20 protein-coding genes are annotated in these 22,789 nt (G+C 59.5%); 6 read left to right on the top strand and 14 right to left on the bottom strand.

Features of this window, described 5'->3' with window-relative positions; genetic code table 11:
* Positions 1-55: 55 nt before the first annotated feature.
* The 5 genes from WLY71_RS04595 to WLY71_RS04575 form a co-directional block, all read right to left on the bottom strand.
* Positions 56-820 (bottom strand): hypothetical protein, encoded by a 765-nt coding sequence (locus WLY71_RS04595; protein ID WP_347802662.1) that lies wholly within the window; start codon positions 818-820, stop codon positions 56-58.
* 502 nt (positions 821-1,322) lie between these two features.
* A complete protein-coding gene (tcyN, locus tag WLY71_RS04590) occupies positions 1,323-2,078 on the bottom strand; it encodes an L-cystine ABC transporter ATP-binding protein TcyN (RefSeq protein WP_095127632.1) in 756 nt (251 codons plus the stop codon).
* Between the two features lie 4 nt (positions 2,079-2,082).
* Positions 2,083-2,748: a cystine ABC transporter permease gene (tcyL, locus tag WLY71_RS04585; RefSeq protein WP_008148276.1), complete on the bottom strand. Its 666-nt coding sequence runs from the start codon at positions 2,746-2,748 to the stop codon at positions 2,083-2,085.
* Complete coding sequence (gene tcyJ / locus WLY71_RS04580) at positions 2,748-3,548, bottom strand: cystine ABC transporter substrate-binding protein (RefSeq protein ID WP_347802661.1); 801 nt, start codon at positions 3,546-3,548, stop codon at positions 2,748-2,750. The genes tcyL and tcyJ overlap by 1 nt, the downstream gene beginning before the upstream one ends.
* A gap of 227 nt (positions 3,549-3,775) precedes the next feature.
* Positions 3,776-4,768, bottom strand: coding sequence for a D-cysteine desulfhydrase (locus WLY71_RS04575; protein WP_347802660.1), 993 nt, complete (start codon positions 4,766-4,768; stop codon positions 3,776-3,778).
* A gap of 192 nt (positions 4,769-4,960) precedes the next feature.
* On the opposite strand from WLY71_RS04575, the gene epsC reads away from it, so the two are divergent.
* Entirely contained in the window at positions 4,961-5,887 is a 927-nt protein-coding gene (epsC, locus tag WLY71_RS04570) for a serine O-acetyltransferase EpsC (protein WP_046045486.1), read from the top strand.
* A 406-nt stretch (positions 5,888-6,293) separates the two neighbouring features.
* Positions 6,294-8,249 carry a choline transporter BetT gene (betT, locus tag WLY71_RS04565; RefSeq protein WP_347802664.1) on the top strand — a complete coding sequence of 652 codons (1,956 nt, stop codon included), beginning with the start codon at positions 6,294-6,296 and terminating at the stop codon, positions 8,247-8,249.
* Positions 8,250-8,276: 27 nt separating this feature from the next.
* Here betT and WLY71_RS04560 read toward each other — a convergent pair whose 3' ends face one another.
* Positions 8,277-8,537, bottom strand: a complete 261-nt coding sequence (locus WLY71_RS04560) for a hypothetical protein (protein WP_347802659.1) — start codon at positions 8,535-8,537, stop codon at positions 8,277-8,279.
* Positions 8,538-8,672: 135 nt separating this feature from the next.
* Entirely contained in the window at positions 8,673-9,413 is a 741-nt protein-coding gene (locus tag WLY71_RS04555; RefSeq protein WP_347802658.1) for an SDR family oxidoreductase, read from the bottom strand.
* A 136-nt stretch (positions 9,414-9,549) separates the two neighbouring features.
* Between WLY71_RS04555 and WLY71_RS04550 the strand changes: the two genes are divergently transcribed.
* The gene (locus tag WLY71_RS04550) at positions 9,550-10,440 is read left to right on the top strand and encodes a LysR family transcriptional regulator (protein WP_347802657.1); all 891 of its coding nucleotides are present in this window, start codon (positions 9,550-9,552) and stop codon (positions 10,438-10,440) included.
* Between the two features lie 182 nt (positions 10,441-10,622).
* Entirely contained in the window at positions 10,623-11,660 is a 1,038-nt protein-coding gene (gene mgrA / locus WLY71_RS04545; RefSeq protein WP_129439433.1) for an L-glyceraldehyde 3-phosphate reductase, read from the top strand.
* A gap of 136 nt (positions 11,661-11,796) precedes the next feature.
* On the opposite strand, the gene tauD is transcribed toward mgrA, so the two are convergent.
* The 7 genes from tauD to WLY71_RS04510 all read right to left on the bottom strand — a co-directional run bounded on the left by tauD (position 11,797) and on the right by WLY71_RS04510 (position 20,256).
* On the bottom strand, positions 11,797-12,639 hold the full coding sequence (gene tauD / locus WLY71_RS04540; protein ID WP_347802656.1) for a taurine dioxygenase: 843 nt from the start codon (positions 12,637-12,639) through the stop codon (positions 11,797-11,799).
* Positions 12,640-12,820: 181 nt separating this feature from the next.
* Positions 12,821-13,654 carry a taurine ABC transporter permease TauC gene (tauC, locus tag WLY71_RS04535; protein WP_033058455.1) on the bottom strand — a complete coding sequence of 278 codons (834 nt, stop codon included), beginning with the start codon at positions 13,652-13,654 and terminating at the stop codon, positions 12,821-12,823.
* Entirely contained in the window at positions 13,651-14,445 is a 795-nt protein-coding gene (gene tauB, locus WLY71_RS04530; RefSeq protein ID WP_008149272.1) for a taurine ABC transporter ATP-binding subunit, read from the bottom strand. Before tauB ends, tauC begins: the two co-directional genes overlap by 4 nt.
* A 15-nt stretch (positions 14,446-14,460) precedes the next feature.
* The gene (tauA, locus tag WLY71_RS04525; protein WP_347802655.1) at positions 14,461-15,438 is read right to left on the bottom strand and encodes a taurine ABC transporter substrate-binding protein; all 978 of its coding nucleotides are present in this window, start codon (positions 15,436-15,438) and stop codon (positions 14,461-14,463) included.
* A 255-nt stretch (positions 15,439-15,693) separates the two neighbouring features.
* The gene (gene gshA, locus WLY71_RS04520) at positions 15,694-17,277 is read right to left on the bottom strand and encodes a glutamate--cysteine ligase (protein ID WP_347802654.1); all 1,584 of its coding nucleotides are present in this window, start codon (positions 17,275-17,277) and stop codon (positions 15,694-15,696) included.
* 271 nt (positions 17,278-17,548) lie between these two features.
* A complete protein-coding gene (locus WLY71_RS04515; protein ID WP_347802653.1) occupies positions 17,549-17,932 on the bottom strand; it encodes a PaaI family thioesterase in 384 nt (127 codons plus the stop codon).
* The gene (locus WLY71_RS04510; protein ID WP_010464777.1) at positions 17,932-20,256 is read right to left on the bottom strand and encodes a Tex family protein; all 2,325 of its coding nucleotides are present in this window, start codon (positions 20,254-20,256) and stop codon (positions 17,932-17,934) included. The genes WLY71_RS04515 and WLY71_RS04510 overlap by 1 nt, the downstream gene beginning before the upstream one ends.
* 361 nt (positions 20,257-20,617) lie before the next feature.
* Between WLY71_RS04510 and ompR the strand changes: the two genes are divergently transcribed.
* Complete coding sequence (gene ompR / locus WLY71_RS04505; protein ID WP_027922237.1) at positions 20,618-21,358, top strand: osmolarity response regulator transcription factor OmpR; 741 nt, start codon at positions 20,618-20,620, stop codon at positions 21,356-21,358.
* 101 nt (positions 21,359-21,459) lie between these two features.
* Positions 21,460-22,773 carry an ATP-binding protein gene (locus WLY71_RS04500; protein WP_347802652.1) on the top strand — a complete coding sequence of 438 codons (1,314 nt, stop codon included), beginning with the start codon at positions 21,460-21,462 and terminating at the stop codon, positions 22,771-22,773.
* Positions 22,774-22,789: the final 16 nt, after the last annotated feature.

Below are 22,789 nucleotides of genomic sequence, written 5' to 3'. Positions count from 1 at the left end.
TGACTGACACGGCCTCATCGCGAGCAAGCTCGCTCCCACAGGGTGGGCGGTGTTTTCACTTCTTGCGAGGTTCGGCGGCCATGAGTATCTCCTTTGGCCGGGCCTTCAAATAGGGATTGGCGCAACCGATCTTCAGCCGGCGCGGTGGTGCCCAGCGGGAGTTGTTACCCACCCGGTCGAGGATGCAGTAAGTCACCTCCAGCCGCAGGTCTTCGCCGGCTTCGAGAATGATCGTCGGCGGCACCCAGACCTGGATCGGCTGGCCGACATCGCCGGCCTTGAGTCGTGGCAGATCCATGCGCACATCGCCCCAACGCAGGGTGATTTCGTCGTCGGCGGCCATGTTCAGGTAAGGCTCGATGGTCAACGGAACGCCGCGCTTGATCTGGTTCGGATTGACTCCCTGACGGCGAATGGTCTCGGGGATGTTCACGGGCTCCAGACTCTGGTTTTCATCGCCGCACAGCGCCGACGGTTGGCCGCCGGGGCAGTCGAGTTTGACCTGCACTCGTCTGGTGGCCGAAAGGGTTGGCCCTTGCCCGATCTGCATGATCCGGTAGTGAATGCGTGAGTTGCCATTGGCGATGAAGCTTTCGGGCACACGCAGTTGGACCGGTTGGCCGACATCGTCGGCCGTCAGCACTCTGGAGGCCACGTAGCAGTTATCCCAGAACAGTTCGATCAGGTCGCCTTCGTCCATGCCGGAGTAGGGCGCCACATCGATCAGCAGGTGCGCCGCCGAGGTGATGTTGATGCAGGTCTTGTGAGATTGCGCCAGGGTCGGGGCGGCAAGTTCGGGTTTGTTCGAAGTGCTTGTCATGGGGTTTCTCCTTGAAGCCTTGCAGCGAAAGTCCGTTTCTGAAAGTTCGAAAGGCGTGAATTACCGAGCAACAAAACTGTTCACTGTGTGTGAAATTAAACAGTGAATGAGTGCGAGGTTAAACGCCTGTTGGAGACTAGATAAGAGTGCGCTTGAATAGGTGTCAATAGAGCTGGCTAGTTAAGTATTGGATCTAGTGTTATTCAGAAAAATCCTACGCATTGGAGTTAATAAGCTGCACCGTTCTGTCGAACTTGGCCTTGATTTATGGGTGTTTGGCGCGTGGTTAGCGGTGAGTGTTGGTTCAGTGAGGGCGCTGGGTTTGGCGAATATTAGGCGAGGTTATTCTGTTGCAGGACATATATATGTACCGCACGCAGCTGTAAAAAACTATCTATTGTTCGGGTGGGTGAATAAACGCAGAGAACGTATCGAGAGATTCTATTAGTAGGGGTAGTTGTCACTTCCATCCGTGGAAGTTAACAAGTAGTGAGGCGATATTTCAGTGGTGAGCGTTATTCAGGAACTTGCTGAGAAATTGCTTCGTGCGCTCTTCTTTCGGATTGGCAAACAGGGCCTTGGCTTCGCCTTGTTCGACGATCACACCCTTGTCGAAAAACACCACGCGGTTCGCCACGTCCCGGGCAAAGCCCATTTCGTGGGTGACGATGACCATGGTGCGTCGCTCTTCGGCGAGGCTGCGAATGGTCGCCAGCACTTCACCCACCAGCTCCGGGTCGAGGGCTGAGGTGGGTTCGTCGAACAGAATCACTTCCGGCTCCATCGCCAGTGCGCGGGCAATCGCCACACGCTGTTGCTGACCACCGGACAGGCGTCGCGGGTAAGCGTCTTCCTTGCCCGCCAGGCCGACCCTGGCCATCAGCTTTTTACCCAGGGCAACGGCTTCGGCGTGCGGGATCTTCTTTACGATGATCGGGCCTTCGATAACGTTTTCCAGGGCGGTGCGATGAGGGAACAGGTTGAAGTTCTGGAACACGAAACCCACGTGCTGGCGCAAACGTCGCACCAGGCCTTGCTGCTGGTTCAGCGGACGGCTGCCATCGATCTCGATGTCACCGACCTTGATCCGGCCGCTGGTGGGTTCTTCCAGGAAATTCAGGCAACGCAGGAACGTGGTCTTGCCCGAGCCGCTAGGCCCGATGATCGCCACCACCTCGCCTTCCTTCACTTGCAGATCGATGCCGTTGAGCACCACTTGACCCTTGAACTGCTTTGTCAGTTTTTCCACGACAATCATTGGGTCAGGACTCCAGGTCGTGCCGATTGACCCGTGCTTCCAACTGGTTCTGCAGGTGCGAAAGCACCGTGGCCAGAACCCAGTAGATCAGCGCGGCGGCAAGGTACATGGTGAAAATTTCAAAGGTTCGGGCGGTAATCAGCTGCGCCTGACGGAACAGTTCCGGCACCTGAATAGTGGCTGCCAGCGCGGTGTCCTTCACAAGCGAAATGAAGCTGTTGCCCAGCGGTGGCAGAGCCGTGCGCATCGCTTGCGGCAGGATGGCCCGGCGCAGGGTCTGCGCGCGGGTCATGCCGATACTCGCGGCGGCTTCCCACTGGCCGCGCTCGATGGAGCTGATCGCGGCGCGGAGGATTTCGCAGGCATAAGCAGCCATGTTCAGCGAGAAGCCGATCAGGGCTGCCGGCAGCGGATCAAGTTCGATGCCCAATTGCGGCAAGCCGTAATAGATCACGAACAGTTGCACCAACAACGGCGTGCCGCGAAAGAACGACACGTAGATGCGGGCAATCCAGCTCACCAGTTTGAAGCGCGACAGGCGCATCAACGCCAGGCCGAAGCCCATCACCAGGCCGAAGAACATCCCGCCCAGGCTCAGAATGACCGTGTAGTACGCGCCCTTCAGCAGGAAGGGCGCGGAATCCAGCGCGAGTTGGAAAGCTTCTTCCATTATTTAGTGACGTCAGCGCTGAAGTATTTTTCCGAAAGCTTTTTCAGCGTACCGTCGGCACGCAGCTTGTCGATGGCTTTGTTCACCGCGGCCAGCAGCTCAGGCTCGCCTTTGCGCAGGGCAATGCCGGCTTCCTGGCGGGAGAACGCTTCGCCGGCGGCGGTGGTGTCCTTGGCCTTCTTGGCGTATTCCAGCGCGGCCAGACGGTCGATCAGAATAGCGTCGATGCGGCCGACGCGCAGATCCTGGAACTTGGTCGGATCATCGTCATAGGTCTTGATGATGGCTTTTGGCTGATTGTCCTTGAGCCACTGCTCGTAGTTGGTGCCCAGGCCTACACCAACTTTTTTGCCGGCCAGATCGGCGGCAGACTTGATGTTCAGCTCCGCAGCCTTCTTGGTCAGCACCAGCGCCTGAATCCCGGAAACGGTGTAAGGCTCGGAGAAGTCATACTTCTTCTTGCGCTCGTCCGAGATGGTCACCTGGTTGATCACCGCGTCCAGACGCTTGGATTCCAGCGCCGCAAGGATGCCGTCCCATTTGGTTGGTTGCAGTTTGACCTTCACGCCCAGCTCTTTGGCCAGGGCTTCGGAAAACTCGACTTCGAAGCCGGCCAGCTTGCCGTCGGCGTCGACGAAACTGAACGGTGGGTAAGTGCCTTCCAGGCCAACGTTGATCACGCCCGCGTCTTTGATTTTTTGCAGCTGCTCACCGGCAACCGCTTGCCCCAGTAGACCGGCGCTCAGCGCCAGGCCCAGCGAACCTACCAGCAGATTTCGTCGTAGTGCGGAAAAATTCATGACAAGCCCCTGTGTTTTCTTATGAAGACGCTTTTAGGAATGTTGGCAAATTCGGGATTTGAACGACTGCAATATCCTGCCCTAAAGCATCGTATGCGTCTCGCTGCAAATTCGCCTGCGGCGTGACTATATGATGGCGCTTTTAGATAGGAAAATAATAAATATAAACTTTGTTATTCTTTTTTGAGCTAATGGATCGTTCCCACGCAGAGCGTGGGAATGATCGGCTACAAAAAGTCTTTGTAGGCAAACAGTGCCGGCGCCCCACCGGTATGCAGGAAGATGATCGGGCCATCATTGAAGCGCTGACGACCGATACCATCGAGCAAGCCCGCCATGGCCTTGCCGGTATAAACCGGGTCCAGCAGCAAACCTTCCTGACTCGCCACCAGCTTCACGGCGGCCAACGTCCCGGCATTCGGTTCGCCGTAGCGCGGGCCGAAATATTCGTCCCACAACTCGACCTTGAAACTCGCTGGCAGGCGCACGCCCAGCAGCTCTGCAGTGCGTTCTGCGAGGCCTTGGACTTTCGGGCGCTGGTCTTCGTCGCTGCGAGAAACCGTGACACCGATCACTGGCAAATCCGGCAGTACTTCGCTCAACGCCAACGCCAGACCGCTGTGGGTCCCGGCGCTGCCCGAAGCCAGAACCACGGCCGCGAATGTCAGCCCGGTGTCCTTGATCTGCTCGGCCAATTCCAGCCCGGCGCGCACATAACCCAAAGCGCCCAATGCGTTGGAGCCACCAATCGGCACCAGATACGGCTTCTTGCCGTTGTTGCGTAGACGATCGGACAAGGCTTGCAGTTGTTCGTCGGCGTTGTCGAGGTTTTCCACCAACTCGACCTTGGCGTCGAACAGGTCCAGCAACAGTCGATTGCCGTTACCGACATAGTTAGCGTCGTCGGTACCCAGGGGATTTTCCAGCAGGGCTACGCAGCCCAGGCCAAGCTTGGCCGCAATGGCGGCAGTCTGGCGCACGTGGTTGGACTGAAGCGCGCCAGCGGTGATCAAGGTGTCGGCGCCTTGTGCCAGTGCATCGGCCGCCAGGTATTCGAGCTTGCGCAGCTTGTTGCCGCCCATCGCCAGCGGCGTCAGGTCATCACGCTTGACGTACACATCGCGGCCCAACCAGGCCGACAGGCGTTCGAGTTTTTCCAGGGCGGTAGGATGACCGAGCAGGTCGAGGCGGTTAAAGCGGGCAAGCTGTTGTTTGATCATGGGATCCGTACTGGCGGAGGGAGATGACAGGACTATAGGCACGCCTATTTAGCGGGGCAACTGCCAATCGCCTTATGCCCAAAAGTGCTGAGCACAGCACAATCGGTTCTTAATTCGGCTTCCAGACCATGCCGTAAAGTAATCGCCGTTGACGCGGCCAGACAGTCCGGCCGCCCGTGAGGAGTTTTTACCGTGAGCGAGCGTTCCAGTCATTGGCAACTGCAGACCATCGTCAGCCAACTGCGCACGGCGCGTGACCAGTGGCGCGTACAAAATGGCCGCGCCAGCACCGAACAGGGCGGTCGCGAGTTGCCTTCCCGAGCGGCCATGGCAGAGATTCTCGAAGCCCTCTGTGGCGCGTTGTTCCCGATGCGCCTCGGCCCGGTGGATCTGCGCGAGGAGAGTGAAGACTTCTACGTCGGCCACACGCTGGACGTTGCGTTGAATGCATTGCTGGCTCAGGCGCGGCTCGAATTGCGCTACGCCGCTCGCCACAGTGCCCAGGCCGACACTGAAGTCGAGGCCAAGACCATTCAGATCATTCAGGACTTCGCCCTCGCATTGCCGGGGCTTCGCAGTCTGCTCGACACCGACGTGCTGGCGGCCTATCACGGCGATCCGGCGGCTCGCAGCGTCGATGAAGTGTTGTTGTGCTATCCGGGGATTCTGGCGGTGATTCACCATCGCCTGGCCCATCATTTGTACCGCGCCGGATTGCCGCTGCTGGCACGGATCAGCGCGGAAATCGCGCACTCGGCCACCGGCATCGACATTCACCCTGGCGCGCAGATTGGTCGCAGCTTCTTCATCGATCACGGGACGGGTGTGGTGATCGGCGAGACCGCCATCATCGGCGAGCGTGTGCGGATTTATCAGGCCGTGACGTTGGGCGCCAAGCGCTTCCCGGCGGATGAAGACGGTCAGTTGCAGAAGGGGCAACCGCGACATCCGATTGTCGAGGATGACGTGGTGATCTATGCCGGTGCGACGATTCTGGGGCGGATCACCATCGGCAAGGGCTCGACCATTGGCGGCAATGTCTGGCTGACCCGCAGCGTGCCGGCGGGGAGCAACCTGACTCAGGCGAATCTGCAGCATGATGACGGGACGCAGAAGTAAGCCCCCGGCTTTTTGGTGACTGATAAACAGTCTTCGTTGGCTGTAGGAGCTGTGTAGGAGCTGTCGAGTGAAACGAGGCTGCGATCTTTTGACTTTGCTTTTTTAAGATCAAGATCAAAAGATCGCAGCCTCGTTTCACTCGACAGCTCCTACAAAATCCACCAAACCCCACGTCATACCCTTCCTTGAGCTAGCGTAAGAAAGCTACCGCCGAGCCTTGCGATTAGTCCTTAGCACCCTATTCATGTTTAACTTGAACGCTCATTCAAGTTAAACCGCCGGTTTGCTGCCCGCTCACAACAGGAGGCTTGCCTTTGCCGAGTCCGTTACTGATTGCCCTGTTTCACCCCCTTGAGGTGCATCTTTCATGAGTGCATCGCCCACCCCCGCTAGCGGTCAGGTCCGCATGAATCCGCCGGTGTTTTACTTTTCGGCGACGTTCATTTTGCTGTTCGGCATCATCGTCATCGCCATGCCTGAACAAGCCGGCGCCTGGCTTCTGGAAGCGCAAAACTGGGCGGCCAACACGGTCGGCTGGTACTACATGCTCGCGATGACGCTGTATCTGGTCTTCGTGGTGGTCACCGCCTTGTCCGGCTACGGCAAGATCAAGCTCGGTGCCGACCACGACGAACCCGAATTCAGTTACCTGTCCTGGGCCGGCATGCTGTTCGCCGCCGGGATCAGCATCACGCTGTTTTTCTTTTGCGTGTCCGAACCGCTGACCCATTTGGCGCAACCACCGCAAGGCGAGGCCGGCACGGCGGATGCGGCGCGGCAGGCGATGCAGATTCTGTTTCTGCACTGGGGCCTGCACGGCTGGGGTGTGTTCGCTTTCGTCGGCATGGCGCTGGCTTATTTTGCCTACCGTCACAACCTGCCGCTGGCCTTGCGTTCGGCGCTCTATCCGCTGATCGGCAAGCGCATCAACGGCCCCATCGGTTACGCGGTGGACGGCTTCGGCATCATCGCCACAGTGTTCGGCCTCGGTGCTGACATGGGCTTTGGTGTGTTGCACCTCAACTCGGGTCTGGACTACCTGTTCGGCATCGCTCACACCCAGTGGATTCAGGTCGGCCTGATCACGCTGATGATGGGCGCGGCGATCATCGTTGCGGTGTCCGGTGTCGATAAAGGCGTGCGGGTGATGTCCGACATCAACATGCTGCTGGCCTGCGCGCTGCTGCTGTTCGTGTTATTCGCCGGCCCGACTCAGCATTTGCTCAACACCTTGATCCAGAACATCGGCGACTACCTCGGTGCGTTGCCGATGAAGAGTTTCGACCTGTATGCCTACGACAAACCCAGTGACTGGCTGGGCGGTTGGACGGTGTTCTACTGGGCCTGGTGGATCGCATGGTCGCCGTTCGTGGGCCTGTTCATCGCACGGATTTCCCGTGGCCGGACCATCCGCGAATTCGTCTTCGGCGTGCTGCTGATCCCGCTCGGCTTCACCCTCGCGTGGATGTCGATCTTCGGCAACAGCGCCATCGATCAAGTCCTCAATCACGGTATGAGCGCGCTCGGCATGTCGGCCATTGATAACCCATCGATGACCCTCTACTTGCTGCTGGAAACCTACCCGTGGAGCAAAACCGTCATCGCGGTCACGGTGTTCATCAGCTTCGTGTTCTTCGTCACCTCGGCCGACTCCGGCACGGTGGTGTTGTCGACGCTGTCCGCCAAGGGCGGCAACCCGGATGAAGACGGGCCAAAATGGCTGCGAGTGTTCTGGGGCGCAATGACCGCGCTGGTGACCAGTGCGCTGCTGTTCTCCGGCAGTATCGATGCGCTGAAGTCCGCGGTGGTGCTGACCTCGCTGCCGTTCTCGATGATCTTGCTGCTGATGATGTGGGGGCTGCACAAGGCGTTCTACCTGGAGTCGCAGAAGCAGATCGCGCAACTGCATTCGCTGGCACCGGTATCCGGGTCGCGGCGTGGCGGCTGGCGTCAACGCCTGAGTCAGGCCGTGCATTTCCCGTCACGGGATGAGGTCTATCGCTTCCTCGATACGACGGTGCGTCCGGCGATTGAAGAAGTCTCGGCGGTGTTCGTCGAGAAGGGCTTGAACGTGGTCACCCAGCCGGACCCGGCCAACGACAACGTCAGCCTGGAAATCGGTCATGGCGAGGAGCATCCGTTTATCTATCAAGTGCAGATGCGTGGCTATTTCACGCCGTCGTTTGCCCGTGGCGGCATGGGTTCCAAGGAACTCAACAACCGTCGTTATTACCGGGCTGAAGTGCATCTTGCAGAGGGCAGTCAGGACTACGATCTGGTGGGTTACACCAAGGAGCAGATCATCAACGACATCCTCGATCAGTACGAACGGCACATGCAGTTTTTGCATTTGGTGCGTTGATCGAGAGTCGGTGGCGCCGGGCCCTTTTCAGGTATCGGCGCTCAACACCATGAACAACACCATCGCCGCCACCGGCACGCCGAACACGGCGCTGCCGACCACCAGTTCCGTGCTGAACGGCTGGCCGGCATTGACCATGCCGACCGCGCCGTTGATCAACGTCAGTGCCAGCCACAGCACGACAAAGCTGAAGGCCAGGGTCTGGCGACTGAAGCCGATTTTCTCGCCGATGAACAGCATCAGCGCCAGGAGGATCAGGCCGAAGGTGATGATGATCGTGGTGTGCATGGTGTGTTCCGCCCTTCAAATGTGTGTTGCTTTTGGGGCCGCCTTCGCGAGCAGGCTCGCTCCCACAAGGTCGTCGCAATCCTGTGGGAGCGAGCCTGCTCGCGAAAGGGGCACTGCGGTGTCAAGTGAGCATAGTTAAACCAGCCCGCCGTTGACGCGCATGATTTGCCCGTTGACCCACGCCGAATCCGGGCCGACCAGGAAAGACACAACGCGGGAAATGTCTTCTGGCTGAGCCAGACGTTCCAGCGGGGCCATCTTGGCGAAGTTCTGGATCTGCTCTTCGCTCTTGCCGTGCAGGAACAGATCGGTGGCGACCGGGCCAGGCGCGACGGCATTGACGGTGATGTTGCGACCGCGCATTTCCTTGGCGAACACCTGGGTCAGGGATTCCACCGCCGCTTTGCTGGCGATGTACACCGCATAGCCCGGCAGGTTCATGCCGACGGTGCTGCTGGAGAAGTTGATGATCCGTCCGCCAGCGTTCAGGCGAGTGGCGGCTTCACGCAGGGTGTTAAACGTGCCGCGAGCGTGAATGTTGAAGTTCTGGTCGAACAGCTCATCCGTGTGTTGCGCCAGCGGCAGGACTTTGAGGATACCGGCGTTGTTGACCAGCACATCGACCTTACCCAGTTGTGTTTCGGTCTCGTCGAACATCCGGCGTACGTCGTCGGCGTTCGCTACATCAGCCTTGATCGCTATGGCCTGGTGGCCGGCCTGACGCAATTCGACCACCAGTTTTGAAGCTTCGGTGGCACTGCTGGCGTAGTTGATGGCGACGGCGAAACCTTGTTTGGCCAGTTGTTTGGCGATCACCGCGCCGATGCCGCGGGAGGCGCCGGTCACGATGGCAACTTTCGTAGATTGAGTAGTCATGGCGGTGAATCCTTTTGAGTCGGGAGTTGTTTGCTCGGTGTGAAGCCAGATTCACATGTTTACTCAGGCTGATAAATGCACGAGAGTTGCCTTGACTGTTCAATAATCGCCAACAATCGACCGCCAGGAGACCCGCGTGGATCAAGTCAAAGCGATGAAGGTTTTCGTGCGCATCTACGAGCGCAGCAGCTTCACGCTGGCTGCCGACGACCTGAACCTGCCGCGGGCGACGCTGACCCACACGCTGAATCAATTCGAAGCCTGGCTCGGTACGCGTTTACTGGAGCGAAGCACTCGCAAGGTGCGCCCTACGCTGGACGGCGAGGCGTACTACCTGCGTTGTGTGCAGCTGCTGGCGGAACTGGAAGAAGCCGAGCTGGCATTTCGTAGCGTTGCGCCAAAGGGCCGGTTGCGCGTGGATTTGCATGGCACGCGGGCCAAACACTTTGTGATCCCGGCGTTGCCGCAGTTCATGGCGCGCTACCCGGATATCGAACTGTCCATCAGTGAGGCCGACCGCTTTGTCGACCTGATCGCTGAAGGCGTCGACTGCGTGCTGCGCGCCGGCACCTTGGACGACTCCGCGCTGATCGGCCGCCGCGTCGCCAATCTGCGCCAAATCACCTGCGCCAGTCCCGCGTACCTGCGCAAATACGGCGAACCGAAAAGCCTCGACGACCTCAAACATCATCGTGCCGTGAACTACGTCTCGCGCACGACCGCCAAGTTATTTCCTTTCGAATTCATGGTTCATGGCGAGCTGAAGGAAGTGGCCATCGATGGTGCACTTTCAGTATTCGGCGCGGAAATTTATGCGGCGTCGGCGATTGCCGGGCTGGGCCTGATCCAGTGCCCGCATTACCGAATGGAAACGCAGATTTCCCAGGGCTTGGTGCAGGAAGTCCTGATCGATACGCCACCACCACCGATGCCGGTTTCGGTGTTGTATCCGCACAACCGACACATGTCGTCACGGGTTCGGGTGTTCGTAGATTGGTTAGGGGAGGTGTTTGCGGGAGCAAAGTAGCCGCAGTTCCACAGATCGTTCCCACGCTCTGCGTGGGAACGATCAACTGGCGGCAAAGATGAAATATGTGAAACGTTTCAGCATTTTCTCGAGTCCGAGGTTCATCGGCGTTTGTCTGGGCGTATGCTGGGCAACTTGCGAAGCAGTCGATACCAACTTCAAGACAGACAAGAGAGGATTCGATGACCTACACCGCTGCCGAAAACCGCTATGACTCCATCCCTTACCGCCGCGTGGGGCGCAGCGGGCTAGTGCTGCCGGCACTGTCTCTGGGCTTGTGGCACAACTTCGGCGACAGCACGCCGATCGACACTCAGCGATCGTTGCTGCGTACCGCGTTTGATCTTGGCATCAACCATTTCGACCTGGCCAACAACTACGGCCCTCCGTATGGCAGCGCCGAGATCAACTTCGGTCGTTTGCTGCGTGAAGACTTCAAGCAGTATCGCGACGAGCTGATTATCTCCAGCAAGGCCGGTTGGGACATGTGGGCCGGCCCTTATGGTCAGGGCGGCGGTTCGCGCAAATACGTGCTGGCCAGCCTTGATCAGAGCCTGCAGCGCCTGGGCCTGGACTACGTGGACATCTTCTATTCCCACCGCTTCGACCCGGACACGCCGCTGGAAGAAACTGCCAGCGCACTGGCCACCGCAGTACAACAGGGCAAGGCGTTGTACATCGGTATCTCCTCGTACTCGGGCGTTAAAACCCGTGAAATGGCCGCGCTGCTGAAAGAGTGGAAAGTCCCGTTGCTGATTCATCAGCCGGCTTACAACCTGCTCAATCGTTGGGTGGAAAAAGACCTGCTGGATACGACGGACGAACTTGGTACGGGCGTGATTGCGTTTACGCCGTTGGCTCAGGGGTTGTTGACCGACAAGTACCTCAACGGTGTGCCGGCGGACGCGCGGGTCAATCGTCCGGGTGGTGGTTCGTTGCAGACGGCGCACCTGTCCGAAGCCAACATCGCTCATGTGCGTGCGCTGAATGAGATCGCCAAGCGTCGCGGTCAGAGTCTGGCGCAGCTGGCATTGGCGTGGACGTTACGCGATCCGCGCGTGACGTCGGCGCTGATCGGTGCGAGCCGTCCGGAGCAGATTATCGAGAACGTCGGGGCGTTGAAAAATTTGAGCTTTAGTGCCGAAGAGCTGGCGGAGATTGACCGCTTTGCCCAGGAGGGCGGGGTCAATCTTTGGGAGAAGCCTTCGACGGCTGAGTAAGTGTTCGGTACCGGATTTTCCGGCGCCTGTTGGATCGCCATCGCGAGCAAGCTCGCTCCCACAGGGGAGCGCATTCCAAATGTGGGAGCGAGCTTGCTCGCGATGGGGCCAGAACAAACAATAAAGAGGTAAGGGGTTACCGAAAAAACGGCACATCCCCCAACACCGTCGCCCGCTGCATCACCCGCCGAGCCGGCCGGTAATCATCCACGGCGTAATGCTGTGTCACGCGGTTATCCCAAAACGCCACGTCGTCATTCTGCCAACGCCAGCGAATGGTAAATTCCGGCCGTGTCGCGTGGGCAAACAGAAACTTCAGAATCACCTCGCTTTCGGTTTCCGACAGCTCATTGATCTTCGACGTGAAGCCTTCATTGACGAACAACGAGCGGCGTCCGCTCACCGGATGAGTGCGGATCACCGGGTGCGACAGCGGCGGGTTTTTCCTGCGCGCTTCTTCCCACTGGGCCAGCGCTTCGGACGTGTTGCCATAGCGCTCCAGCGGGAACGAACGAGTGAAATCGTGGGTGGCCGTCAGCCCTTCGAGCAAGTTTTTCATCGGCGCCGAAAGCGCTTCATACGCCGCGATACCGCTGGCCCACAACGTGTCGCCACCAAACTCCGGCAGCAACTTGGCACTGAGCACCGCGCCCAGGGCCGGGGTCGGCAGGAAGGTCACGTCGGTGTGCCAAATCGCGTTGTCGCGCACGTCGGTGACGGAGGTGTCGAGGATCAGCACTTCCGGCTGTTCTGGCACATTCGGGTAGATCGGGTGAATGTGCAGGTCGCCGAAATTGGCGGCGAAACGTGCCTGCTGCTGGGGTGTGATCGGCTGATCGCGGAAGAACAACACTTGATGTTTGAGCAGCGCCTGCTCGATGGCGTCGCGCTGTTCCAGATTCAGCGGTTGGCTGATGTCGACGCCGCTGATGTGTGCGCCGAGGGCGTAGCTTAAGGGGACGATGGTCAGGTTGCTCATGGTGTTCTCTTCAATTCTGGGGGGACACCGCACCTGTAGGAGCTGCCGAAGGCTGCGATCTTTTGATGTTGTTTTTAGAGAGCAAGATCAAAAGATCGCAGCCTCGTTTCACTCGACAGCTCCTACAGGGTTGATCCAAAAAAAGGGGGTATTAAGGCAGTTGCTCCCACATTCAAATGCTTCAGTGAGCCTGGCCATGCCACGGCACCAGTTTGCGTTGCAGGGCACGCAAGCCCATCTCCATGGCGAAGGCGATCAGCGCGATCACCAGAATCCCCAGCACCACCACATCGGTGACCAGGAACTGCGCGGCCGACTGCACCATGAAGCCCAAACCGCTAGTGGCGGCGATCAATTCGGCGGCGACCAGTGTCGACCAACCCACACCCAGGCCAATCCGCACACCGGTCAAAATGTCCGGCAACGCGCTCGGCAGAATCACATGGCGAATCAATTGTGCCCGAGTCGCGCCCAACGATTGCGCGGCGCGCAATTTGGCCGGGTCGACGGTACGCACGCCGGTCGCAGTAGCGATGGCGATCGGGGCGAAGATCGCGAGGTAGATCAGCAAGACTTTCGACAGTTCACCGATGCCGCACCAGATCACGATCAGCGGCAGATAAGCCAGCGGTGGAATAGGGCGGTAGAACTCGATCAGCGGATCGAGAATGCCGCGGGCAATGCGGTTGTGGCCGATGGCGATTCCAACGGGCACGGCGGTCAGCACCGCGAAGCCCAGGCCCAGACCGATTCGGCTGAGGCTCGCGCCAAGGTGCTGCCACAACGTTGAATCCATGTAGCCGGTGGTCACCAGCAGCCAGCCTTTTTGCAGCACCGCGGACGGTGGCGGCAGGAACAGCGGTTCGATCATTCCAGTGGCGGTGACCGCCCACCAGATAACCACGAGTGCGACGAGCGTCAGCAGACTGATCCAGCGAGTACTGAGACTGCGACGAACAGGAATCACCGTCGAGTGCGGTTTGACCGTGACGGCCGGAATCTCATAGCTGCTCATGCGCGCTCCTGCCGCTGGGCGGCGCTGCGTTGGGAGAACACTTTGGCGAGCACGTGTTCGCGGGTTTCGATAAAGCGCGGGTCTGACTTGATCGATCGAGCCGACTCACCAGCGGCATAACGCTGACCGAAATCCAGGCTCAGGCGTTCGACGATTTGCCCAGGGTTTGGCGCCAGCAGAATCAGATCCGTGGCGAGAAACACCGCTTCTTCGATGTCGTGAGTAATCAGAAAGACCGGTTTTGCGGTGCGCTGCCAGACTTGCAGCAGCAGCTCCTGCATCTGTTCGCGGGTGAAGGCATCGAGGGCGCCGAAGGGTTCGTCCATCAGCAAAACGCGTGGATCAGCAGCGAGGGCGCGGGCCAGGCCGACACGTTGCTTCTGGCCGCCCGAAAGCTGCCAGATCCGGCGGTTTTCGAAACCGGAAAGGTCCACCAAAGCGAGCATTTCCCGGGCGCGCAGTTCACGTTTTTCCCGCGCAATGCCGGCCAGTTCCAGACCGAAACCGACGTTGGCCAGCACGTCCTGCCAGGGCAGCAGGGCATCGTCCTGGAACACCACGCCGCGTTCGGCGCTCGGGCCTTTGACCGGCACGCCGTCAAGGGTGATGCGCCCGGCGCTGGGCTCGACGAAACCGGCAATCAGGTTCAACAGCGAGGTCTTGCCACTGCCGGACGGGCCGAGGGCGACCAGCAACTGCTGGGGCCCAAGACTCAGGGAAATATCCGCCAGTACCGGTTCGGCGGCGCCGGGGTACTGTGCGCTGATGCGCTCCAGCTGAAGCAAAGCCATCGCAATTAACTCCGATCAGTTGGTGATGTATTTGGCGCTGACGTAGGGAGCGTAGTCCGGCAGCACGGCTTCAACCTTGCCTTGTTCTTTCAGGAACGCGGCGGTGTCGGTGATGGCCTTGGTGGTCGGCGCGCCGAGGGTGATCACCTGATCAGCCGCCAGCGGGAAGACGTTGCCTTGCAGCAGCAACGGAATGTCGCTGGCCTTGGCGCCGGAGAGTTTCACTAGCTTGTCGACATTGGATTGGTTGGCGAGCCAGGCTTTGGGGTCTTTGCGGTAGTCGGCGTAGGCATCGAGGGTCACTTTGGCGAACGCGGTGACGATTTCCGGATGCTTCTCGGCGAAGTCTTTACGCACGATCCAGGCATCGAAGGTCGGTGCGCCGAACTTGGCCAGTTCACCGGAGGTGATCAGCACTTTGCCGTTTTCCTTGGCCACACCGAGGGCTGGGTCCCACACGTAGGTGGCGTCGATGTCACCGCGTTTCCACGCAGCAATGATGGCTGGCGGGGCAAGGTTGAGGACGGTGACTTTTGATGGGTCGATGTTCCAGTGCTTCAGCGCGGCCAGCAGGCTGTAGTGGCCGGTGGAAACGAACGGCACGGCGATTTTCTTGCCAATCAGGTCCTGCGGAGTTTTGATCCCGGAACCGTCCCGAGCGACCAGGGCTTCAGCGGCGCCGATCTGGGTGGCGATGAGGAAGGTTTCTACCGGGACCTTGCGGGTGATTGCAGCCGTCAGAGGGCTGGAACCGAGGTAGCCGATCTGCACGTCGCCGGAAGCGATGGCCGCGATGATGTCGGCTCCGTTGTCGAATTTGCGCCAATCGATTTTAGCGTGGGTGGCTTTTTCGTACGCACCGTCGGCCTGGGCGACTTTTGCCGGGTCAACGGTGGTCTGGTAGGCGACGGTGACGTCAGCCGCCTGGGCAAAGAAACTCACTGCAGCCAGAGACGCGGCCGCCAGCAGGCGAAGGGGGAAAGTCAGTTTCATTGAGAAGCTCCTTGTCAGGCGACCGAGAGTCGGCGTGAAAAGGAGACTAAATGATATAAGAATCCGAAAATAAATAACTTTTTCGAATGAGCTTATGAGCGGAAAATTCTAAAGGATCAAAAGATCGCAGCCTGCGGCAGCTCCTATAAAGGTAGCGTGCGAATTCGAAATTGCGTGGTGCGGGCAAAAAAAATCGCAACCCTGGCACCGTCCCGTAGGAGCTGCCGAAGGCTGCGATCTTTTGACAGGCGCCGCTTAGTTGCTGATTGCCAAAATACTCGCCTGATACGACCCGACAAACACATCGAAATCGCCCACCTCGTTCTGCTCCAGCTCAACCTGCTCAGCCAGCGACGAACGCGCCCGCGCTTCAAATTTCGCCTGATCATCACCATTCAACGGCTCACTACGGAAAAACTCCGCATGCGCGCGGCTCTGACGCAGGGAGAAATGGCTGAAGCTCTCTTTGTGCTCAGCCATCGCCGCCAGCACCTGGGCCGATGGCGTCAGCGACGGGTCCTTGACCTTGGCCAGCTGCGCATCCATCGCCTTGCTATGCGCATCGCCGCCATGACTCTGATCCAGCATCGCCGCCAGTGGTGCAATCTTCTCCAGCAACTCGCTGGCCCACTCTTTCAGGTCCACCGGATGACCGTCGCGTTGCAGTTGCAGGCCCGGGCGACGACCTTCCTTGACCACACTGAGGAAGTTCGAGGTTGCGTTGCCGCACGAGGTATTGGTCAGCAGCGGGCTGTCGTTCAGCGCGCAGTACAACAGGAATGCGTCGAGGAACCGTGACTCCGGCAGATCGATGCCCATTGGCAGGAACGGGTTGATGTCCAGGCAGCGCACTTCAACGTACTGAATGCCACGAGCCACCAGCGCCTGAATCGGCCGTTCACCGGTGTAGGTCACGCGTTTCGGGCGGATGTTGGAGTAGTACTCGTTTTCGATTTGCAGGATGTTGGTGTTGAGCTGAACCCACTCACCGTCCTGATGCGTGCCGATTTCGACGTACGGCGCATACGGCGTGGCAACCGCTTTGCGCAGGCTGTCGGTGTAACTGGCCAGATCGTTGTAGCACGGGGTCAACCCGGCCTGGGCGTTGCTCTGGTAACCCAAGTCACTCATGCGCAGGCTGGTGGCGTACGGCAAGTACAAGGTGTCCGGGTCCAGTTGTTCCAACTGGTGCGAACGACCGCGCAGGAAACCGGCGTCCAGCGCAGGGGAGGCGCCGAACAGGTACATCAGCAGCCAACTGTAGCGACGGAAGTTGCGGATCAGGGCGATGTAGGCTGACGACTGATAGTCACGGTCGGTGCCGACAAAGTCTTCAGCGGCTTTGAGCAGCGGCCAGAGCTTTTCCGGCAGGGAAAAGTTGTAGTGAATCCCGGCGATGCACTGCATGGTCTTGCCGTACCGCAGGGCCAGGCCCTTGCGGTAGACGTACTTGAGCTGACCAATGTTGGACGTGCCGTAATAGGCAATCGGGATGTCTTCCTCGGCCGGCAACGGGCACGGCATCGATGGACTCCACAGGTACTCGTTGCCGAGCTTGCTGTAGGCAAAACGGTGAATGCTGTCGAGGCTCGCCAGGGTGTCTGCCGGGTCGGGCAGGGCCGGGGTGATGAACTCCAGCAGCGATTCCGAATAGTCGGTGGTGATTTGTTCGTTGGTCAGCGCGGAACCCAATTCTTCCGGGTGCGGCGTTTGCGCCAGGCGACCTTCGTCGGTCACGCGCAGGCATTCACGTTCGATGCCGTGAAGGCACTGTTCGAGCAGAGAGAGGTTAGCGCGCTCGCCGAGCAGAGCCAGGCGGCGGTTGAGAAGTTCGCTCAAGTTGGATTCCTTCACGCGTCAGTCGCCCCAATATGGGGGTGGGCAAGACGGTCTACAAGGGTGAAGTTGAAACTGGCGTTGTCGCCTGGTTTTTGAGCAACACAGACTGATGTCGGTCAGCCAAGTCGCCACAATCCCTGTGGGAGCGAGCTTGCTCGCGATGGCGGTGTGTCAGACGACATAGATGTTGACTGACACGCCCTCATCGCGAGCAAGCTCGCTCCCACAGGTTTTCATAGCGCCGAAATTAACTCAAATGGGTGACATCTAGCTACAGGACAGCGAACGTGCCTTGTGCTTTTGCGACCAGTTTATCGCCCTGCATCACGTCAGCCTCGACCACCAACGTGCGGCGGCCCGGGTGAATGACCCGCGCCGTACACATCACTTCACCGTCAGAAACAGCACGAATGTAGTTGATCTTGCACTCGATAGTCGCACTCTGCTGGTCGAAGCCGTGGGTGCTGGAACAGGCCAGCCCCATGGCAATGTCCACCAGACTGAACAAGGCCCCGCCGTGCAGCTTGCCACCGCGATTGCGCAGCTCTGGCGCGAGCCCGAGGGCGACTTGCGCCACCCCGGTCTCCAGACTGTGCATGCGACACCCCAGCAACTTGAAAAAAGCGCTTTCGGTCAGCCCGGCAGGGATGTCCATCAGCGTTTCTTCAACTGCTTGGCGTTGGCGAACAGCGAAGCCATGGCGTTGTTGGCCGGGGCCGCCGCCGTGGTTTCTTTACGCGGTGCGTTGTTCTGGGATTGGCGTGGCGCCGAACCCGGACGTGCACCACGGGCACCATCGATTTTCTCGCCCGGCGTGTCGCTCATGCGCATCGACAGGCCTACGCGTTTGCGCGGGATGTCGACTTCCATGACCTTCACTTTCACCACGTCGCCGGCCTTCACCGCTTCGCGCGGATCCTTGATGAACTTCTCCGAAAGCGCGGAGATGTGCACCAAACCGTCCTGATGCACGCCGATGTCGACGAAAGCACCGAAGTTGGTCACATTGGTCACCACGCCTTCGAGGATCATGCCCAGCTGCAGGTCCTTGAGGTCTTCGACGCCTTCCTGGAACTCGGCGGTCTTGAACTCGGGACGCGGGTCGCGACCGGGTTTTTCCAGCTCTTGCAGGATGTCGGTGACCGTTGGCAGACCGAAGGTTTCGTCGGTGTACTTTTTCGGATCAAGACGCTTGAGGAAGCTGGCGTCACCGATCAGCGAGCGAATGTCGCGGTCGGTCTCAGCGGCGATGCGCTGAACCAGCGGATAGGCTTCCGGGTGAACCGCGGACGAATCCAGCGGGTTGTCACCGTTCATGACGCGCAGGAAGCCAGCGGCTTGTTCGAAGGTTTTCTCGCCCAGACGAGCGACTTTCTTCAACGCCGCACGGGTTTTGAACGCGCCGTGCTCGTCGCGATGGCTGACGATGTTTTGCGCCAGGGTCGCGTTGAGGCCGGAGATGCGGGCCAGCAACGCCACGGAGGCGGTGTTCACGTCCACGCCCACGGCGTTCACACAGTCTTCGACGACAGCGTCCAGGCCGCGTGCCAGTTTCAGCTGCGACACGTCGTGCTGGTACTGGCCGACGCCGATGGATTTCGGGTCGATCTTCACCAGCTCGGCCAGTGGATCCTGCAGGCGACGGGCAATCGACACCGCGCCACGGATCGACACGTCGAGGTCCGGAAATTCCTTGGAAGCCAGTTCCGACGCCGAGTAAACCGATGCGCCGGCCTCGGAGACCATGACTTTGGTCATCTTCATGGCTGGGTATTTTTTGATCAGTTCAGCGGCCAGCTTGTCGGTTTCACGGCTGGCGGTGCCGTTGCCGATGGCGATCAGGTCCACTGCATGCTTGGCGCACAGGGCAGCCAGAATCGCGATGGTCTGGTCCCATTTGTTGTGCGGCACGTGCGGGTAAACCGTGGCGTGATCCAGCAGCTTGCCGGTGGAATCGACCACGGCGACCTTGCAACCGGTGCGCAGGCCCGGGTCGAGACCCAATGTGGCACGCGGGCCAGCCGGCGCCGACAGCAGCAAGTCGTGCAGGTTGTGAGCGAACACGTTGATCGCTTCGGTTTCCGCACCATCGCGCAGTTCGCCCAGCAGGTCGGTTTCGAGGTGGGTGTAGAGCTTGACCTTCCAGGTCCAGCGCACCACTTCGCCCAGCCATTTGTCGGCGGCACGGTTCTGGTTCTGGATGCCGAATTGCTGGCCGATCATGCCTTCGCACGGGTGCATGGTGCCCGGCAGTTCGTCGCCGACTTTCAGCGCCGAACTCAGAATGCCTTCGTTGCGGCCACGGAAAATCGCCAGCGCGCGGTGCGACGGCATGCTTTTCAGCGGTTCGTCGTGTTCGAAGTAGTCGCGGAACTTGGCGCCTTCCTCTTCCTTGCCGGCGATCACGCGGGCACTCAGAGTCGCTTCCTGCTTGAGGTAACTGCGCAATTTGTCCAGCAGGCCGGCGTCTTCGGCGAAGCGTTCCATCAGGATGTACTTGGCGCCTTCTAGGGCAGCCTTCACATCGGCGACGCCTTTTTCGGCATCGACGAAGCGCGCGGCTTCAGCGTCTGGCGTCAGGGTCGGGTCGTTAAACAGGCCGTCGGCCAGCTCGCCGAGGCCGGCTTCCAGGGCGATCTGGCCCTTGGTGCGGCGCTTCTGCTTGTACGGCAGGTACAAGTCTTCGAGGCGGGTTTTGGTGTCGGCGAGTTTAATGTCGCGTTCAAGTTGCGGGGTCAGCTTGCCTTGTTCCTGGATGCTGGCAAGGATGCTGATACGCCGTTCGTCGAGTTCTCGCAGGTAGCGCAGACGCTCTTCCAGATGACGCAGCTGGATGTCATCGAGGCTGCCGGTCACTTCTTTCCGGTAGCGGGCGATGAAGGGCACCGTGGAGCCTTCATCGAGTAGCGCGACGGCCGCTTCGACCTGTTGTGGGCGTACGCCGAGTTCCTCGGCGATGCGGCTGTTGATGCTGTCCATAAAACCACCTGACAAATTGTGAAAGCAGGCTCGCAGGCGCAGAGATAAGGGCTCGGCGAGTCTGGTTGAGCGGCCTGGCCTGCGCCGCTACCTGGATCAACAGGTATCCCGTTGACCCGTGAAATCGAACAATTACTGCCTGCGCCATGAAAATAAAAAACGGCCACCTACAGTAATGATCAGACGTTGCCTGACACAAAAGGCCGCGCATTATAACCAGCGTTCTGTCATTCGGGGGCATCGCAGGCTGTAGGCATAAAGACCGGATTTCTGGCGGTGAAGGAAAAATCTGCTAACAATGCACACGGTGCGTATAACGACAGCTACGCCATAATGCGCGCCGAGATCAAAGGAGCATCTAATGAGCAGCACTGCAAACATTGCTGAAGGCGAAAAAATTCTTATTGTTGACGACGATCCAGGGCTGAGCAGCCTGCTGGAACGTTTTTTCGTCAGCAAGGGCTATCGCGCCCGCGCCGTCCCGAACACTGAACAAATGGATCGCCTGCTGGCGCGTGAAGTGTTCAACCTGGTGGTCCTCGACCTGATGCTGCCCGGCGAAGACGGCTTGACCGCTTGCCGCCGCCTGCGCACCGCGAACAACCAGATCCCCATCATCATGCTGACCGCCAAGGGCGATGAGCTGAGCCGCATCAAGGGCCTGGAGCTGGGTGCCGACGATTACCTGGCCAAGCCATTCAACCCGGACGAGCTGATGGCTCGTGTCAAAGCGGTCCTGCGTCGTCAATCGACTCCTGTGCCGGGCGCACCGGGCAGCGAAGACGAAAGCGTGACCTTCGGTGACTACGAGCTGTCCCTGGCCACCCGCGAGCTGAAGCGTGGTGACGAAGTGCACATGCTCACCACCGGTGAGTTTGCGGTGCTCAAGGCGTTGGTCATGAACGCCCGTCAGCCACTGACCCGCGACAAGCTGATGAATCTGGCCCGTGGCCGCGAGTGGGACGCCCTGGAGCGCTCCATCGACGTACAGATTTCCCGTTTGCGCCGGATGATCGAGCCCGATCCATCCAAGCCGCGTTACATCCAGACGGTCTGGGGCGTGGGTTACGTGTTCGTTCCGGATGGCGCCGCCACCAAGTGATCGGCGATTTGTAGGAGCGGGTCTTGCGGACGATTGTCCGCAGACTCGCGATCCGCAATATGCGAGCATCGCTCGCTCCTGCAAGTGTGTAGCGGTTATCCATGAAAACCCCCGTTTGGTTCCCCCAGAGTTTTTTCTCCCGCACCCTGTGGCTGGTGCTGATCGTCGTCCTGTTCTCCAAGGCGCTGACCCTGGTTTATCTGTTGATGAACGAAGACGTGCTTGTGGACCGCCAATACAGCCACGGCGTCGCCCTGACGCTGCGCGCCTATTGGGCTGCCGATGAAGAAAATCGTGAGAAAATCGCCGATGCCGCGACCCTGATCCGGGTGGTGGGCGCGGGTGTGCCGGAAGGCGAGCAACACTGGCCTTACAGCGCGATTTATCAGCGGCAGATGCGGGACGAATTGGGTGACGACACTGAAGTGCGATTACGCATGCACTCGCCGCCGGCCCTGTGGGTCCGGGCGCCAAGCCTGGGCGATGGCTGGCTGAAAGTGCCGCTCTATCCGCATCCGTTGCGCGGCCAGAAAATCTGGAATGTGCTCGGCTGGTTCCTCGCGATCGGTCTGCTGTCCACCGCCTCGGCATGGATCTTCGTCAGCCAGCTCAATCAACCTTTGAAGCGACTGGTCTATGCCGCACGGCAACTCGGCCAGGGTCGCAGTGTGCGCCTGCCGATCAGTGACACGCCGAGCGAGATGACCGAGGTGTACCGCGCCTTCAACCAGATGGCTGAAGACGTTGAGCAGGCCGGTCGGGAGCGCGAGCTGATGTTGGCCGGGGTATCACACGACCTGCGTACCCCGCTGACCCGTTTGCGCTTGTCCCTGGAGCTGATGGGCGACCACAGCGACCTGACGGACGACATGGTTCGCGACATCGAGGACATGGACGCGATTCTCGATCAATTTCTGGCGTTCATCCGCGATGGACGCGACGAGTCCGTGGAAGAGGTGGACCTGAGCGATCTGGTGCGCGAAGTCGCGGCGCCGTACAACCAGAATGAAGAGAAAGTGTGCCTGCGCCTGGAGCCGATTCAGCCGTTTCCGTTGCGTCGGGTGTCGATGAAGCGGCTGTTGAACAACCTGATTGGCAACGCCTTGCATCATGCCGGCAGCGGTGTCGAAGTGGCTGCTTATGTGTCCGGCGATACCAGCGCGCCGTATGTGGTGCTGAGTGTCATGGACCGTGGGGCGGGGATTGATCCGTCCGAGCTGGAGGCGATTTTCAACCCGTTCACTCGGGGTGATCGTGCACGCGGCGGGAAGGGGACCGGGTTGGGCTTGGCGATCGTGAAGCGGATTGCTTCGATGCATGGCGGGAATGTTGAACTGCGTAACCGTTCTGGCGGCGGGCTGGAAGCGCGGGTGCGGTTGCCGCTTGGGTTGATGTTGCCTAGAGACGCTGTGTAACGGCCGAAAAAAAGAT

This window comes from Pseudomonas rossensis (assembly GCF_039888995.1).
GTDB classification, from domain to species: domain Bacteria; phylum Pseudomonadota; class Gammaproteobacteria; order Pseudomonadales; family Pseudomonadaceae; genus Aquipseudomonas; species Aquipseudomonas rossensis.
The sequence above is the reverse complement of the archived record's forward strand: the minus strand, read 5'-3'. Positions and strand labels throughout refer to the sequence as shown.

Coding starts and splice junctions, on each gene's coding strand:
- WLY71_RS04595 (WP_347802662.1), bottom strand. CDS start 820: ATGACAAGCACTTCGAACAAACCCGAACTTGCCGCCCCGACCCTGGCG.
- tcyN (WP_095127632.1), bottom strand. CDS start 2,078: ATGATTGTCGTGGAAAAACTGACAAAGCAGTTCAAGGGTCAAGTGGTG.
- tcyL (WP_008148276.1), bottom strand. CDS start 2,748: ATGGAAGAAGCTTTCCAACTCGCGCTGGATTCCGCGCCCTTCCTGCTG.
- tcyJ (WP_347802661.1), bottom strand. CDS start 3,548: ATGAATTTTTCCGCACTACGACGAAATCTGCTGGTAGGTTCGCTGGGC.
- WLY71_RS04575 (WP_347802660.1), bottom strand. CDS start 4,768: ATGATCAAACAACAGCTTGCCCGCTTTAACCGCCTCGACCTGCTCGGT.
- betT (WP_347802664.1), top strand. CDS start 6,294: ATGAATCCGCCGGTGTTTTACTTTTCGGCGACGTTCATTTTGCTGTTC.
- WLY71_RS04560 (WP_347802659.1), bottom strand. CDS start 8,537: ATGCACACCACGATCATCATCACCTTCGGCCTGATCCTCCTGGCGCTG.
- WLY71_RS04555 (WP_347802658.1), bottom strand. CDS start 9,413: ATGACTACTCAATCTACGAAAGTTGCCATCGTGACCGGCGCCTCCCGC.
- mgrA (WP_129439433.1), top strand. CDS start 10,623: ATGACCTACACCGCTGCCGAAAACCGCTATGACTCCATCCCTTACCGC.
- tauD (WP_347802656.1), bottom strand. CDS start 12,639: ATGAGCAACCTGACCATCGTCCCCTTAAGCTACGCCCTCGGCGCACAC.
- tauC (WP_033058455.1), bottom strand. CDS start 13,654: ATGAGCAGCTATGAGATTCCGGCCGTCACGGTCAAACCGCACTCGACG.
- tauB (WP_008149272.1), bottom strand. CDS start 14,445: ATGGCTTTGCTTCAGCTGGAGCGCATCAGCGCACAGTACCCCGGCGCC.
- tauA (WP_347802655.1), bottom strand. CDS start 15,438: ATGAAACTGACTTTCCCCCTTCGCCTGCTGGCGGCCGCGTCTCTGGCT.
- WLY71_RS04515 (WP_347802653.1), bottom strand. CDS start 17,932: ATGGACATCCCTGCCGGGCTGACCGAAAGCGCTTTTTTCAAGTTGCTG.
- WLY71_RS04510 (WP_010464777.1), bottom strand. CDS start 20,256: ATGGACAGCATCAACAGCCGCATCGCCGAGGAACTCGGCGTACGCCCA.
- ompR (WP_027922237.1), top strand. CDS start 20,618: ATGAGCAGCACTGCAAACATTGCTGAAGGCGAAAAAATTCTTATTGTT.
- WLY71_RS04500 (WP_347802652.1), top strand. CDS start 21,460: ATGAAAACCCCCGTTTGGTTCCCCCAGAGTTTTTTCTCCCGCACCCTG.